The sequence below is a fragment of the Microcoleus sp. T3_D1 genome (genome assembly GCF_036700405.1).
In the GTDB taxonomy this organism is placed as follows: domain Bacteria; phylum Cyanobacteriota; class Cyanobacteriia; order Cyanobacteriales; family Microcoleaceae; genus Microcoleus.
In genome coordinates, this window is sequence record NZ_JAUBOV010000027.1 from 65034 (window position 1) to 81752 (window position 16719).

The window sequence follows — 16719 nt, forward strand, 5'->3', positions numbered from 1 at the left end:
ATTTGTTGACTGTTGACTGTTGACTGTTGACTGTTGACTGTTGACTGCTGACTAATGACTTTTAGTGAATAGATATATGTCGTCTCGCTGATATTTTAGTTGAAATTGAGGGGTGTTTTTTAGTTGAGTTACTAGGTTTTTAACAAATTCTCGATCGCTCATCCAGCCAGGATATCTGAGGTTGAGCAATACATAATCAAATTCTGCGAGATTTGCAGGCGGCGCGTTAGCCTGAGTAAATTTTAGTACAGGGCGGTGCGCTAAGTGCGGAGCAATTTGAGCAGTTGTTAAAACACTGCCTTTGGTTTCAACAAGAGAAATTGCCTCTTTGGTAGCGGGCAAAGTGTCGAACCCATTTAAATAAATAGTCCAAAAATAGCCGTATTTCGCTAAAGCTAAGAAAGCAATCAACGACCAAATTACAATGACTCTAGGCAATGGATAATTAGGAAGTGGCAATCTATCAAATATTGTCTTTCCCTTTTGCTGATTGCTAGCTGCTAAACTGGAAATTACGGCAACCAACAAAAACGGCAATATCGGCACAGAATATTGATGAACTAAATCCCGCTGAGCGGGCCTATCGGAAAGAATATTCATCGCCAACATCGGCACAGCACTAATTAAAGATGACAGATGACGCGGGGACAGCCACCAAATTACTGGTAATAGCAATAAGGCTAAATATTCAAAAGTCTCTAGAGAAAACAAACGCTCTAAAACTAGATGTCGTTTTAGTATTAAATTAATAGCAATTTCCAAAACCGAGTTTCCCAAATATTGATACCGCGCGATTCCCGCGTGTTCTCTTCCCTGATTAAAATACGGTATAACTGCCTGAGTAGCTACCAGGAACCAACCCGCGCCTAGAAATAGAGCTATGAGTCCACAATTGCGTTTTTTGTCAAAACACAACAGCCACAAACCCATCGCAGCCACAGTTAAAGATAGCACGGCTTTGCAGCTCAAAACTAATACAATAGCAGCACAAAACCACAAGATTTTATTCAGCCTCGCGGCTAAGGTTGCTGCTAGCAGTGCTGGTAAAGCAATTACTTCTGGGTGGAAGTCGAAGAGATTGACATTAAATACTAATGGATACAGGAGGTAAATACAGGCGATCGCCCAAGATATGCTATTATTTAATCCGGCTTGACGTGCCAAACTCCAACTCGGCCAAGCACCTAAAGCTAGGGAAACAGCTTGCACTAAAAAAAGCCAGTGAACATCGGGATATATTTTGTAAAGTAAAGCTAGTGGATAGAAAATAAAAGAGGCGTGATCGCCCCAAATATTTATTGCCATTAAAGAGGAAAATGGCGTTTGATTTTGGGAGATTAAATAAATTGCTTGGTCAAAAATTGCTAAGTCGAATACAGTTGACTGAAACAAAGCGTGCCGCGCGCTGCTGGCGGTAAATAAGACTATCGTTGTCACGACAATCATTAAAAATACTGGATGAGATTTTAGGGACTTTAAAGTTAGCATTTTATTGTTTAATCAGCGATTCGTTTAAATAGCAGAACTTGGTTTTTTTGATAATTTAAGTGAAAATCGGGAGATTTTTTAAGTTGATTTGCTAAGGTATCACCAATTTTTTCAGTATCAGGCCAGGGATGGCGCAGGTTTAATAATATGTATTGAAATTCAGCTAAATTTGTTTGGGGCGAAATTTGTGAAAGCAATTTTACTATTGGGCGGTGGGCAAAGTGAGGGGCAAGTCTATTATCTGTTAAAATACTGCTTTGAGGTTGAACTTGTGCGACTGCTTCGCGTGTAGCTTGCCAGGTATCTAGTCTATTTAGGTACAGATAAAAATCTTTATATTCGCCCAGAAATAGGAAAATTATTAACGACCAAATTATCATGGTTCTCGGCAATTGAATTCCCCGCCCAAGTTGAGAAATTCGCAAGTTTTTAACTTGTGGCACATTTACCCATGTTAAAAACTGTTGCTTATTTGCTTTATCCTCTTCGTTGTTGCCTTTTATTTCTTCCCTCTTTCTTGTTTCTTCCTTCGCGATAACTGCTAAAAATAAAAAGGGAATTACAGGCACTGAATACTGATAGGCTAAGCTGCGTTGAAATGGCAAGTCAGAGAGGATATTTATCAGCAGGGTAGGGAGGGCAGGAATTAGTGCTGTTAAATATTGTAGGCGTAGTTTGCTAGAAAATGGCAATAGCAGCCAAATCACAGGTAAGGTGAGGAGAAATAAATATTTGAATGTATCAAAGGAAAGGATCTTTCCTAATACTAACTGTGGTTTTAATATGAGATTGATGATAATTTCTAGTACCGATTTCCCTAAATAGCCGTAGCGCCCGACTCCAGCGACTTCGCTACCGCTAAAGAAGGGAATTATTTTCTGGGAAGCTATCAATAACCAAGCTGCACCGAGCAAAAGTGCGATCGCCCCGTACCGTTGCTTTTTTTCGCAAAATAACAGCCAGAAACCCATAGCAGCAACGGTTATAGACAAAACCGCCTTGCAACTCAAAACTAACAGAATAGCAGTACAAAACCACACAATTTTATTTAAACGCGCCGCCAAAATTGCTGCCAAAAGTGCGGGTAAAGCGATTACTTCCGGGTGAAAATCAAATAAATTGATGTTAAATACCACCGGATAGAGCAAATAAATCAATGCGATCGCACGGGATTGTTCTTGATTTAAACCTGCCAAACGCGCTAAACTCCAGGTAGGCCAAGCGCCAAGGGATAATGCAAGTGCTTGTACCAAAAGCAGCCAATGCACATCCGGGTAAATTTTGTACAGCCAAGCTAGCGGATAATAGATTACCGCTGCGTGATCGCCCAAAATATGAATTCCCATTAAAGAAGAAAAAGGCGTTTGGTTTTGGCTGATCAAGTAAATTGCTTGGTCAAAAATTCCCAAATCGAAAGCAGTTGATTGGAATAAAGCGTGCCGTAAACTGCTACACAAAAAGAAAATTGCTGTAGCAGTAGCGATCGCCACAACCAAACTCGACGGTAGCTGCGATCGACCTTCCTCTCTATTTTCGGCGATCGAGACACTGATGTCCTCACGGTCATCAGCAAAATTTTCCCTATTTTGCATGAAATCTGGCACCTTGTGGTCACTCAAAATATGATTCCATCGAATGTGCTTTCCACGCAATAGTTAACCACTAATTTTTATCCCCGCAATCGTAATATTAGAATAATCCACAAAACCTTAAAAAATTGTGAAAGCAATAACTCTTCTCGGCTCCACAGGCTCCATCGGCACTCAAACTCTGGATATTGTAGCTCAATACCCCGATCAATTTCGGATTGTCGGGTTAACCGCCGGACGAAATGTAACCTTGCTGGCCCAGCAAATTCGCCAGTTTAGACCGGAGATTGTCGCGGTTTGCGACGAAGATAAATTACTGGAATTGAAGGAGGCGATCGCAGATCTCGACCCTCAACCTATTTTACTTGCTGGCGAGTCAGGCGTTGTCGAAGTTGCCCAATACGGCGACGCTCAAGCCGTCGTCACCGGCATAGTTGGCTGTGCCGGTTTGCTGCCAACAATTGCGGCTATCAAAGCAGGTAAAGATATCGCCTTAGCCAATAAAGAAACATTAATCGCAGGGGGCCCCGTTGTCAACCCCTTAATCGAAAAATACGGCGTTAAAATATTGCCGGCAGACTCGGAACATTCGGCAATTTTTCAGTGTCTCCAAGGTGTTATGGTTGGCGGGTTGCGGCGAATTATTCTCACTGCTTCGGGCGGTTCTTTTCGAGATTTGCCGATCGACAAATTAGCAGGAGTAACAGTAGCCGATGCTTTGAAACATCCGAATTGGTCTATGGGGCAGAAAATTACGATCGATTCTGCTACTTTGATGAATAAAGGATTAGAAGTAATTGAGGCTCATTACTTGTTCGGAATGGATTATGACGACATTGATATTGTCATCCATCCTCAGAGCATAATTCACTCGTTAATTGAGCTGCAAGATACCTCGGTTTTGGCGCAATTGGGCTGGCCGGATATGCGTTTGCCGCTGCTTTACGCTTTGTCTTGGCCGGAGCGAATTCATACAGATTGGGAACGGCTGGATTTGGTAAAAGCTGGGGATTTAACTTTCCGAGAACCCGACCACGAAAAGTATCCTTGTATGCAGTTGGCTTATGCGGCGGGACGTGCGGGCGGTTCGATGCCTGCGGTGCTGAATGCGGCAAACGAACAGGCGGTAGCGCTATTTTTGCAGGAGAAGATTCAGTTTTTGGATATTCCGAAGCTGATTGAGAAGGCGTGCGACAAACATCAAGCCGATAACTGTGAAAGCCCTGGTTTAGACGATATTTTGGCCGCGGATAGGTGGGCGCGGCAGGAAGTTTTGGCAGATAGTATGGAATTGGGCGATCGGATTCTTTCGGTTCGCTAATTGTATCAGCCGACTTGCACTTACCCACAAGCCCTAGGAGTGCATTAATTCCCCGTCTCATAGCTAAAGTTGCTTGAAATTGAGATGTTGCACAATTCTCGCTTAACAGGCTTTCTGGCCTGTTCCACAAAGAATTAATTTTCTTGTGGGGAGTAGGGGTTGGGCTTCTAGCCCGCCCAAAAAAGGCTTATTGAGAATGATGCAACATCTCAGTTGAAATTGAGATGTTGTACCATTCTCGCTTAACAGGCTTTCTGGCCTGTTCCACAAGAAAATTCACTCTTTGTGGAACAGGCCAGAAAGCCTGTTGCTGAGAATGGTGCAATATCAGAGTTGAAACAGACTGCCCAACCTTGATAAATATCCAGTCCTCTTTCAGAGGACTTTAGCTATGAGATAGGGGTTTCAACCCCTGACTGACTATGCCAAAAAGTGCAAAATATCGGCAAAACCATATTAAAGCTTGGCCAGGTTTTAGCTTTTTATTGACTAACTCCCAACTTGCGCCGCCAAATCAGCGGCACTCATCTTTTCGTACATTTCAAAAGGTTGGTGAATCCAAGGATTGTCAGCCAAATAATCTACATAATAATCGGGTTTGGCAACAGAACAAGCCTTGTACCAGAGTACAGCAGTCCGAATTTCCTGAATATCCTCGCCGTAGCGACTCTTCAGCCAAGCGATACCTTGCTCTAAACTAATTCCCGAATCCACCAAATCGTCAATCAGGAGAATGCGGCTGCCCAAATTATCGCCCACCATTGTCAAATCGCGGGCAAACTCGATCGCACCCCGGACATTTCCCTCGGCCCCACCATAGGACGAGGCCGCTAAAATCGCCAGAGGTTTGTCGAAAATCCGCGACAGAGTATCCCCAACCCGCAGCCCTCCCCTCGCCAGACAGACAATTCGATCGAATTTCCACTGAGATTTATCAATTTTTACAGCCAAATCCTCAATTTTTCGATGGTATTCAGACCAAGAAACGTAAAGGTCGCTCATGCCTAATATTATTGAAATATCAAAGGTATTATTAATTATTTTGGGGGAAATGACATGGATGCAGAGGAACTTCTCAGACGGTATGCAGCCGGAGAACGGGTTTTTCACAAAGTAGACCTGAGCGGTGCCAATATGTCAAGGACCAATTTGCGCGATATTGACCTGAGTCAAGCTAGTTTAAAGGGTGCAAATTCGATCGGTCTCACCCTGTACAGAGCTAATCTGTATCAAGCAGATATCAGTCAAGCCAACCTCTCCCAAGCCAACCTCATGTCCGCTAATTTTGGCGAATGCGAGGCGGTGGGAGCGAACTTGAGCGGAGCCATCTTGCGGAGTGTCGTCTTCAGCGGGGCCGATTTAACGGGGGCGAGTCTCAGGGGTGCAGACATTAGAGATGCCAACCTTCAGGGGGCAATTTTGATTCAAGTTTATGCAGTTAACGCTAACTTGCAAGGTGCAAACTTGACAGAAGTAAAGCTTTGCGGAATCAACCTGAGCAAAGCAAATTTAACCGACGCGAACTTAACACAAGCTGACCTCAGCCGTGCTAACCTAACTCAAGCAAATCTGAGTTGGGCAAATTTGACGGAAGCAAATCTGGAAAAAGCTGATTTGAAGGGAGCAGATTTGAGCGGAGCTAACTTGAGCTGTGCAAATCTCCATCAAGCAGATTTGAGCGGAGTTTCCCTTAAGGGAGCAAATCTCCGGGGAGCGAACTTGCATCAAGCTTCTTTGCGCGGGACAAATTTGAATGAAGCGAATCTGAGAGAGGCCATGATGCCTGACGGCACAATCTATGACTAAATAAGCTGACAAAATAGAAGCTAAAACAGCAGGGTGCTTGTGGCGCACCCTACATTTAGGCTAATGCCTGATTTTTTTAAGGGGATTTAATTCTGCCTTCAAGTGACAGTGCATTTAAAGAGTAGTGGCCAAAAATTTGGAACCCAGTTTAATCTACAACTTTCAGCCAGCCCCGGCGAACGGCGTGGAGCAAGCGGTTGATGGCTGTTTGATCTTCTTCGGTAAGACAGTCATTTAACAGGGCTGTCTTGAGCTGTTCTCGGTGAGTGGGAGTCAGCAGACCGGAGTGATATACCTGAAAGACTAGCTCTGCAATAGTAAATTGAGGTACAAGCGTTTGGGTGGTCATCATGTGTTTTTTTTTGAACTAACTCTTGACAGTATTGACTGATTTTCCCAATTTTTATGTGATTCAACTACGGGAGTAAATGTGATCGCTTGGCTCTTGATGAGTGATTTGTGTCAGCCGGACTTGGGGATCGGATATGTGCTGGATAGCCCCGCAACTTGAAACACCAACCCCGTCCCGATTCCTCGCTTTTGGTAACTCCGAAATCTCTAGTTTTTGTCAAGAGACTGTGACAAATTTCGGAATATTTATCTATTAATAGATTACTACTGACTGCTACCTAAATCGCTTGGCTTAATTCTACGTAAAACTTTTACGGTCTTTATAAACCCGCTTTTACCTACATTTACTTAGTTTCTTGGTGTGGTCTTTGTTCCGTGGATATACTTAATAACCCGCCCAAAAGCCGATACAAGTTTCCGACAGGAGCGGCCATCGGCCCAAAATTTTAAGCTCTAGTTCATGCTCCCACATTCATCTGTGAAGTCAATCTAAAATCTAACATCTAAAATCTAACATCTAAAATCTAAAATCTAAAATCGCCTGACTGCTTCAAATCAAAAATCCCGGCTTCTTCAAGAAACCGGGTTCGAGTTTTTCGATCGCAGTACAATTTTTTTGGAGAGGGTTAATGCAGCGACCTACTGACGAAAATCTTATTGTTGGCCAAGCTTGACAGGAGAGAAAGTAGAAATACTCATCTCAACTTCTTGTGTGAGGGGACTAATCGGAAATCCTGACCCATCCGCGGCGGATGGCGTGCAGCAGGCGGTTGACTGCATCTCTGGCGTCTTCGCTGAGAGCGCTTTGGCAGAGTTCGCGCAATCCGTGGCTTTCAGTGCGAGTCAGATTGCCTGAATGGGTGACTTGATAGAACAGTTCAGCGATCGCGCGATCGGATTTTAAAGTCAGAGCTTGCATGAAATCTCGTTGAACTCGACTATTATAATATCGAGCATTTGAGAAAAGAGTAGGGTGATTGCAGTCGGGTAAGCTGTGCGATCGTTATTGGCTCGATTTGTGACCGAGGTCTGCGAGTATACGTGATTTAAATCACAGAAAACCCAAGACCTCGATCGCATAAGCTATGATTGGGGTGGTAGCCTCAAGGTTTAACCCAACCTCTAAAAGCTCTGAACGCAAGGCTTTGAGTTCCCAAGACCGCCGCGCAGCGGGAGTAAGTCCGCTCAACATCGCAGGCTATGGACTTGGATAGCTGTGAAACTTTGGGTTTTAGACACTTGCAGCTTGCAGCTCAGGGCATAAAGTTGCGATCGGCGAGCCACACCCTGAGATACAATAATTATAAATACTTCTATCCCATCTATAGACAGGGAGGTCAAAAAATGATAATGATTAGCTACTTTTCTATTGCCTTAATCGTTTTTCTTGTTTGGTTCAAAAGTTTTTGGAATGATACTGCGACATCTAAAAAAGACATGATATCTTGGATAGCCTTAATAATCGGCCCTCTGTGTTGGCCTGTTGTTCTGCCCCTATCCCTTGTGCAAATTACCAGCACAAAGTCTGTTGTAAAAACAGCTCAAGGCGATCGATAATTATAATAAATTGTGGAAGTAACTGGCTTCAACACAGTCGCTTATCTCGTCCTAAATTATTCGGCGTGCATCGCTCCTGGCAGCGAGTAATTTACTTTGTTTAATTGTAAAAAAATGCAGCTAGAAGGTAGAATCCAATAAAAATTCTGAATCCTAAAACAGTATTTTTTTACCGCTATCAAATTCTGCCTTCTGCTTTTTGAACGAAAGCATCCAGGATACAAGCCTCCGGATTCATTCCGAAAGCAGACTCAGGACCGGTGAAATAAAAAACCTGTATCCGATGAAACTTGCCGAACGTATTTATCTCGCGCAAGTCAATGCTTCAATTCTTTAATCTAAAATCTAAAATCTAAAATCGATTGACCCGCCCAAAAACGGCTACAAGTTTCCGACAGGAGTCGGCTGCAGCGCAAAATTTTAGGCTTTTCTTCAAGCTCTCCGAGGACTCTGTGGAATAAATCTCAACTCTCAAATCGTTCAACTAAGCGAGATAGACTCAGCCCTCGCCAACGTCTCACGCCGAAGTCTCCAATCGACTGATGCCTAATTTTCTTCTGTCACACCGCGATTTAATGGTGTGGCTCAGTCAATCGATTAAAGATTAAAGATTAAAGATTAAAGATTAAAGAATTGAAGCATTGACTTGCGCGAGATAAATTCGGGGGCTCCTTTATCGGATACAGGTTTTTTATTTCTCCCTCCTGAGTCTCCGAAGGAATGAATCACGTGGCGGGTATCCTGGATGCTTGATTGTCAAAATTGTTTAGGCAAAACTGTCAGAGCGAAATTATCGGACAGCGACCACAACATTTTTTTACTCAAAAATTATCTGCCACCTCAACCAAGCTCAAAATTAATATGTAATTAAACATAGCCTGTTGCTTGCAAAAATATAACTTCAGACATATTTTCGCCTGCGGCTGACCAACTTAAGAATTTTCATTACCTCCGGCCACTGCGTACCATTAATCGAAGGTGGGAAAATCCTGCCTAGGCGTGGAAAAACAGCTAGGCTCTTTGCCCTTTAAGCTTTTCCAGCTCCCTTTGTTCTAATCGTAGCAGCTCTCAACCGGAAATTGTAGAGTTCGTTTGCGCGCAAAATGCCTAACTCTTACCGCAGTTAGATACACAATTCAAGGCAGAGACTGCAATATGAAATAGGCAACAAAAACTGTTTCAAATCTCAAGTACGACTTATTTTGGGCGATCGGGCATCAGGAGTGTATAACAGGAGCCAGCTAATTTTTTAGAGGTGCGAGATGTTTGGGAACTTCTAAAAAAAAGCGCCGTCACGGTATCCAAATTCGTTATTTCATAAAAAGTAGGAGTCCAAATGAACGAAGTATCTGAGAAACCAATTTATAGAGTTCTTAATCTCTTGTCGCTGCTCGCGTTGAGCTACTATGCAGCTACTTCCATCAATTATATTTTCGAGAGTGACGCTCAAATCTACAGGTACGATAGCCAGAGCAATTACAACGCGTCACCAGCGCAACTTGAAGCACACCGCTATGAATAAATAGTAGAGATTTTCTCTGAATGAAGACCGAACCAAATTTCGGGTAATTTGCTAATCGTTAACGCTCATCTCGAAGTTAACAACAATTAGTAAAAAACTATTGGCTAAAAAGTAAATAGTTTCACTCAGAGGTATTAGCGATCGAATGTACCACAAAAATTAACTATTTAACTTTGTTCTCAAAAGAGGCCAGAGTGATGAAAGGATGGCCAAGCATTTTCATCAGTTCATCAGTAAGAGCATTAGTAATCGCTTCATCCAGAAGATTTGAACGTAGATATAGCAATCCTAAATCATTTGCATAATTATTGTAGGGGCAATCCGACCCCTACTCGCCGTGGTTGCCCGATAGATAGGGGGTAGGCAAGGAGCATCTCAGTTTTGTAAAAAGCATTTTTTTATTGTAGTGCGAGCGTCCCCGCTCGCGTATTGTACAATACGCGAGCGGGGACGCTCGCACTGTAAATGCAAAACTGAGATGCTCCCGGTAGGCACTCTTGGCACTACCCTACAAATTTATCTGAATCATTTAGGATTGCTATATGCTTCACAAGGGAAAATCGCTTTGATTTTTGCCCAGTACAACTAGATGGGAGATAAATCCGGCGAGTATGGAGGTAATAATTTTACTTGGGAGCCGATAGATACCATGAAAAAATTGACGGCTTCGGCATTATAAACAGGTAAATTATCCATACCTACAATTGCGCCAACCCATAACTGGAGCAGGAGTCGCCAGCAGCCCAAAATTTTATATCCTAGTTCCAGTTCCCTGATTCATCTGTGGACTAAATCTAAAATCTAAAATCTAAAATCTAAAATATAGTGACAGTACCCTCACAAATCTACCGGCCCACCGTTCATCCCAACTTCACCAAAAGAAGATCGCTACATTGTCAGATTGTGCGGATGGATGCGGCTCATGGTTGAAATGACGGAGTGTGGTTTAAAAAAGGGGTTTTTTAGCCAAAATCCTACATTGAGCGTGACTGATTTGGCGGGAAACATCAAGGTGATGAGGCTCGAAAGTCCGTCCGGGACTGTGTTGGGAGGCACTTTTGATTGAATGCGGCCTCCAGCGTGCGAGGGCTTGCTTTCAAAGCCACCTAAAAAATTTTGATTTCTGGGGAACTATTGGCGAAAATCAAAAGTCAAGTCAACAACAGTGTACTTAAAAGAAATCGCAGCTCAGTTCCAGCCCCATTGCGGGCGATCGAACTCTCCGGCGATGACAGTGCCCGCGGGCCCGGTGCAACTTCTCCATCTGGAGAGCATACTCCCATTAAAAATGGTCTCTGTGTATCTTCCGGGTATTGTTTTAATAATGACTAGCCACACCGACGGTCATTATGGTAAACTCGCAAACGTTTAAGTGGAATATTTTCGTGTTAGAGGAGGCAGTGGTGGAGTCGAGAGTCAAAAGCAGGAAACAACCGAGATTTGCTGCTCAACGAATACAGGATTCAACTCGCGCTCCGAGGCTCGCTGCTGACAATTTAAATTACATGACAGCTTATAGCAGCCGGGTCAATTAGGGTCTCAACCGATGTCCGGTTTCATTTATTGAATCCCTTTGGAGGGAAAAGTGTATTGTAGAAAAATGATTGATCTTTTAGGAGGAGTGTAAATGACACAGCTAGTTAATCCAACAACACCAGCAAGTTCACTACCAGGTGGTGGTGGTGGCTCAACCGTTATCGGCATCGCCGGCGCCAACAGGTTGAACGGCAGCGAAGGCGGCGATATTATCCTGACTTTTGCGGGCGCTGATGTCGTCGCCGGTGGCGGTGGCAACGACCTGATTATTTCCGGCGGCGGAAATGACACTATCGGCGGCGGCGACAGCAACGATAATATGTTGTCAGGCAGCGGCAACGATGTGGTAGCTGGCGCTAGCGGCGACGACCGGATCTTTTCTGGTAAAGGGGATGACCTCGTAGACGGCGGCGATGACAACGACTTGGTTTCTGGCGACACAGGCAACGACACCGTACTTGGCGGAAGTGGCAGCGATACAGTCTTTGGCGGCCAAGGCAACGATATTGTCAGCGGCGGCGACGGCAACGACACTGTGTACGGCGGTAAAGGCAACGATACTGTCAATGGTGGCGGTGGCAATGACTTTATCTCTGGCGACAGAGGAGATGATGTGCTTACGGGCGGTTCTGGCAGCGATACGTTCTCCTTCGCGAGTGGTGTTGGTGGCGAATTCGGCCTAGACACGATCACTGACTTTACCCCTGGCGAAGATAAGATCAAATTGAAACAGGGCGGTGTGTTCGCTGGTTTGGGCAACACGTTCGAGGCAAGCGAGTTTGTCGTCGTTTCTAATTTCAACGAAGCTACTCCAGGAGCAGCCACGACGAACAAGTTGGTCTACGACCCAACAAGCGGTAAGTTGTTCTTCAACGGCAGCAACGGAGTGCTAACTGTTGCTCAGTTGCAGCCTAACCTGACGATTACCTCGAACAACTTCGAGTTGTTCTAAAACAACTGGCTGTTGTGGGGCGGAACCGAATCTTATTCGGGGCTGTTCTCACAAAGCCGGTAGTTTTAAAGGATTTCAACCTCACTCTGCTACAAGCGGGGTGAGGTTGAAATATTCAGTGCAGGAACTGAAGCAGGGGCAGTAAAAAAAAATCGATCGACAGTTATTGATAAAATTAATCGATCGCCTGATACCAATTTTTTATGAGGCTGCATAGAATTCGATCCCCCCTAGCCCCCCTTAAGAAGGGGGGGACCGGAAGCTTCTTGAAGTCAACCCCTACTCCCCTTTTTAAGGGGGATTTAGGGGGATCGAGATATGTGCAACTTCACATTAAATTGGTATGATCGGGCAAAATATACATACAAAGTTTTTAAATTAGAATCTTTAGGTTTTACTGAAGCGGTAAAGAAACCGCAACTGCACCGCGAGCAATGAGCACTGAAGAATATATCCGGCAAGCCCAAATTTATTTGAACCGGGGGAAGTTAACTGAGGCGATCGAGTTTTGCAAAAAGGCGATCGAACTTCAACCATTTTCGCCCTCGGCTTACACGACTTTAGGCGAAATTCTCGACGCTCAAGGCGATCCGACGGCGGCAAGAGACGCTTTTGTGCAAGCTTTGGAGATTTCGCCGCAGTTTTTTCTGGCTCATGCTTATTTGGGTCAACTTTACAGCGACTATGCGTGGCTGGATGAGGCGGTTTTTCACTACCGACAAGCTCTGGATTTGAAACCAGACTGGGCGGAGCTTCATTATAACTTGGGAAATATTTTTCACAAGCAGGGTAATTTGTTGGGGGCGATCGACTGTTACCGAAATGCGATCGCCCAAAAACCGGATTATCTTGATGCTTTATACAATCTGGCTGTGGTTTTAGATGAAAATAGTCAGCTCGAAGCGGCAATGGATACCTACCGACAGGCCATCGCCGTGGCGCCGGATTACGTGGAAGCTTACAGCAATCTGGGTGTGATTTTGCTAAAGGACGATCGGGCTGCTGAGGCGATCGAAGTTTACCAGCGGGCGATGGAGATTAAGCCGGATTGGGCGACGCTGCACAATAATTTGGGTCAAGCCTTGCTGGACAAAAGTCCGGAAAGGGCGATCGCATCTTACCTCACAGCTATTGAGTTGGAGCCGGACATGGTTTTGGCTCACTACAATCTGGGGAAAGCGTGGCAATTACAGGGGGAACATTCGGCGGCGCTTGCTTGTTTCGAGCGCGCGATCGAGATTAATTCCGACTATATTTCGGGCTATACAGACGCCGGGTTTTCTTTGATGGTTTTGGGCAAAATTGCTGAAGCCATGCCTTATTTTCAGCGGGCGATAGCTCTGAAGCCTGATTTTGTTGAGGCTTACTGCCGCTTGGGAGACAGGCGCAGAGTTGCGGCGGTAGATGATGATGAATTGTCAAGGGCGATCGCTGCGTGCGATCGATTTCTCACAGCATTGATGGGCAGGAAGAAGGAAGGCACAACACCGATTTTGACACGGATACACGGATTAATTATCGAGAATGAGTCTGATGTTGAAGGAACAGGGAAGAAGTCCGAGGGAAGGCACGACACGGATTTTGACACGGATACACGGATTAATTCTCCACAACAGGGAAGAGGGAAGCAGGAAAAATTATCAATGCCCAATGCCCAATTCCCAATGCCCAATGCCCAATTACCAATTGCTGAAATTTGCGATTATTTAGCCGAAATTTACTTGCATTTGGGAAATGCTTTAACAGAGTATGGCGGACACGAATCTGCCGCCGCTTATTATCAAAAAGCTTTGCAAATTCAACCACAGAATGCAGAGATTTACTGGCGCGTGGGAAATTCCTTGGCTCAGCAAAAGCGGTTCATTGCAGCAATTGCAGTTTACCGCATGGCTTTGACGATTCAACCTGCTTTACCGCAGGTTTATTTTGAGTTGGCAAAACTGCTGGAAAAACAGGGGCGCTGGGAACGGGCGCTCGATTATTATCAAAAAGTTTTAGAGTTGCAATTGCACGGGTATGGGGAGCAGAAAAAGTGGAAAAAACAGAGCTTTATATTGCCAGATAGCACTTCTATAAAACCTCCTCACGCTATTTATTTATCGAGCTGGGATTGGCTGGTTAATGCTAAGTTAGATTCAGACAATTATGTGGAAATATTTTGGAAACCTGCACCCGAAGCAAGTGCAGAAAATATTCCGAATTCCCACTTTGCGAGATCCAATTCCAAATTGGCAAATTCCGATTGTGCCGGGTTAACTTGCGGGCTGTGTTTGCAGCGACTTTCTAAGTGGTTCGATCCGGTGCATTTGGGTTGGGGAGTTTGCCGTTTGTCCAACTCGCAACCGCTACCTGTGGAGTCGCCCAAGACTTTTGTGGCTGCAATTCCCAACGGGCGAGTTTGGATTGTGCCGCAGGAAAATTATTGGCTGATTTGCAAGGCGATCGCTGTAATTACTCCTGACAATTATTTGTTGGCTGATGTGTCGAGAGATTATCCGGGATTTTTGCCGGGATGCGAAAAGCATGATGTGAGGAAACACAGCATTTTTCAGTTAGAATCCTTTCCAGCTTTAAAGCAAATTGATGGTAGGGTGGCGGTGCTTTCTGGTTTGTCGGGAAATGTCTATTTTCACTGGATGGTTGATGTTTTGCCGAGGATAGAATTGCTGCGGCAAAGCGGTAGGGATTTGGCGGAGATTGATTGGTTTTTGGTGAATAGTTGTCAGCACCAATTTCAGCGGGAAAGTCTAAGAATTCTGGGCATTCCCGAAGAAAAAGTTTTGGAGAGCGATCGCTTGCCTCACATTCAAGCAACAGAGTTAATTGTACCGTCTTTTGCGGGATATTTGGGCTGGCCTTCTGGGTGGGCGATGGATTTTTTGAGGCGGGAGTTTCTCAAGGGAATTATACCTAGTTCGAGCTATCCCAAACGCATTTATATCAGCCGCAGCAAAGCAAGATACCGACGAGTTTTGAACGAGGAAGATGTGGTTGAGGTTTTGGAGAAATTTGGCTTTGTTTGTATTTTGCCGGAGTCGATGTCTTTGGCAGAGCAAATTGCTCATTTTTACCACGCTGAGGTAATAGTTGCTGCCCACGGCAGCGGCTTGACAAATACGATTTTTTGTGGGCAGGGAACTAAAGTGATTGAGTTGGTGTCGCCTCACTATATCAGCCATTATTACTGGGGAATCAGTCAATATTTGCAGTTGGAACATTACTTTTTAGCGGGCGAGGCTTTTGAATGCTATCCTATTAGACAGTTGATGTATCAGAATTCGCTGACTGAGGATATTTTAGTGAACTTGAGTTCGCTGAAAAGGATGGTTGAGGTGGTGGGTTTGAGTTAGTTGGTGTCTGGAGCAAGTTTAATTATGCCCTCGATTGAGAAGATGGAAAAGGCAGCGGTTGATTTGAGTCGGCAAGCAGAAGTTTATTTAGCCGAAGGAAAGTTGAATGAGGCAGTTGCTGCTTGCGAGTCAGCGTTGAAAATTGAACCGAATTTGGCGGCAGCGTGTCAGACGCTGGGAAAGGTGATGCAGGTTCGAGGTGAAATCGAGCAAGCTAAGCAGTGGTATGAAACGGCGATCGATCGCAATCCAAATTTGCCGGAAGTTTATGCTAATCTCGGCATTTTGTATTCTCAGGGGAAACAGTGGGAAAAGGCGATCGCCAATTGTGAAAAAGCAATTTCGCTAGCGCCTAATTTTGCTGCTGCTTATCGGCAGTTGGCGAGAATTTGGACGCAGTTAGAGAAGCGAGAAGAGGCGGCAGACTGTTGGTATCAAGCTTTTAATATCGAGCCAAATTGGGCCACTGCTGAGGAGCACGTCACTCTGGGAAATAGTTTTGTTGAATTGGGAAAGTGCGATCGGGCTATGGAGTGTTATTCGCGGGCAATTGGGTTAAACCCGCAACTGGCAACAGCTTATCACAATTTGGGGGAAATGCTGATTGGCCAGAAGCGGTGGGATGAGGCGATCGCCAATTACCGACAAGCCATTGCCATCAATCCAAATTCGTTTGAATCTTACCACAGTTTGGGTAAAACTTGGGCGGAGCGAGGAGAATTAGATCGGGCGATCGCCTGTTACCGCAAAAGCATCGAACTCAATCCCCACTACGCTCGTGCTTACATTGGTTTGGGCAATGTTTTGGTGCAGAAGCGCGAGTTGGATGAAGCCATTAAATGTTACCGTCAGGCTCTTGAAATTAATGATAATTCCTACTGGGGATACAATTGTTTAGGGGACGCTTTGGCTCAAAAACAAGTGTGGCCCGAAGCTATTATTTGCTACCGCAAAGCTATTGCAATAAATCCCAATATTCCTTGGTTTTATGTCAATTTGGGAATGGCATTAACCAGTGAACAATCATGGGATGAAGCTGTTAGCGCTTACCTGCACGCGGTTCAGATTGAGCCGAATTTGACGGGAATAAATCAGAAGTTGGGATATGTTTTGCGGAAGCGCAGCGCGTCGGGTTTAGACAGCACAATCGCAACTTATTGTCAAGGTATCGAGGTACTTGCCAGCGGGAAAATTTACCACAAATTGCTGGGAATTGAGTTAGATGGAGCAGAGTTTTATATAAATTT

Annotated in this window: 10 protein-coding genes; 5 read left to right on the forward strand and 5 right to left on the reverse strand. The window is 44.7% G+C overall.

The features are described 5' to 3' along the window. Positions 1-51: 51 nt before the first annotated feature. Both QT992_RS14575 and QT992_RS14580 read right to left on the reverse strand, forming a co-directional pair. Positions 52-1488: a DUF2079 domain-containing protein gene (locus QT992_RS14575; RefSeq protein ID WP_333377153.1), complete on the reverse strand. Its 1437-nt coding sequence runs from the start codon at positions 1486-1488 to the stop codon at positions 52-54. An 8-nt stretch (positions 1489-1496) separates the two neighbouring features. After that, positions 1497-3080 (reverse strand): DUF2079 domain-containing protein, encoded by a 1584-nt coding sequence (locus QT992_RS14580; protein WP_333377156.1) that lies wholly within the window; start codon positions 3078-3080, stop codon positions 1497-1499. Positions 3081-3207: 127 nt separating this feature from the next. On the opposite strand from QT992_RS14580, the gene dxr reads away from it, so the two are divergent. After that, the gene (dxr, locus tag QT992_RS14585) at positions 3208-4398 is read left to right on the forward strand and encodes a 1-deoxy-D-xylulose-5-phosphate reductoisomerase (RefSeq protein ID WP_333291401.1); all 1191 of its coding nucleotides are present in this window, start codon (positions 3208-3210) and stop codon (positions 4396-4398) included. A 489-nt stretch (positions 4399-4887) separates the two neighbouring features. Here dxr and QT992_RS14590 read toward each other — a convergent pair whose 3' ends face one another. Then, positions 4888-5400 carry a phosphoribosyltransferase family protein gene (locus QT992_RS14590; RefSeq protein WP_333313453.1) on the reverse strand — a complete coding sequence of 171 codons (513 nt, stop codon included), beginning with the start codon at positions 5398-5400 and terminating at the stop codon, positions 4888-4890. Between the two features lie 54 nt (positions 5401-5454). Between QT992_RS14590 and QT992_RS14595 the strand changes: the two genes are divergently transcribed. Further along, a complete protein-coding gene (locus QT992_RS14595; RefSeq protein ID WP_333313451.1) occupies positions 5455-6204 on the forward strand; it encodes a pentapeptide repeat-containing protein in 750 nt (249 codons plus the stop codon). 148 nt (positions 6205-6352) lie between these two features. Here the strand turns inward: QT992_RS14595 and QT992_RS14600 are convergent, their stop codons facing one another. Together QT992_RS14600 and QT992_RS14605 are read right to left on the reverse strand one after the other, a co-directional pair. Then, on the reverse strand, positions 6353-6553 hold the full coding sequence (locus QT992_RS14600; protein ID WP_333313709.1) for a hypothetical protein: 201 nt from the start codon (positions 6551-6553) through the stop codon (positions 6353-6355). 723 nt (positions 6554-7276) lie between these two features. Further along, positions 7277-7474, reverse strand: a complete 198-nt coding sequence (locus tag QT992_RS14605; protein ID WP_006632170.1) for a hypothetical protein — start codon at positions 7472-7474, stop codon at positions 7277-7279. Positions 7475-11261: 3787 nt separating this feature from the next. Here QT992_RS14605 and QT992_RS14610 point away from each other — a divergent pair. From QT992_RS14610 to QT992_RS14620, 3 genes are all read left to right on the forward strand, one after another. Then, entirely contained in the window at positions 11262-12122 is an 861-nt protein-coding gene (locus QT992_RS14610; protein WP_333377158.1) for a calcium-binding protein, read from the forward strand. 434 nt (positions 12123-12556) lie between these two features. After that, on the forward strand, positions 12557-15472 hold the full coding sequence (locus QT992_RS14615) for a tetratricopeptide repeat protein (RefSeq protein WP_333377160.1): 2916 nt from the start codon (positions 12557-12559) through the stop codon (positions 15470-15472). A 24-nt stretch (positions 15473-15496) separates the two neighbouring features. Then, on the forward strand, positions 15497-16719 hold a 1223-nt coding region (locus tag QT992_RS14620), incomplete at its 3' end, for a tetratricopeptide repeat protein (RefSeq protein WP_333342943.1).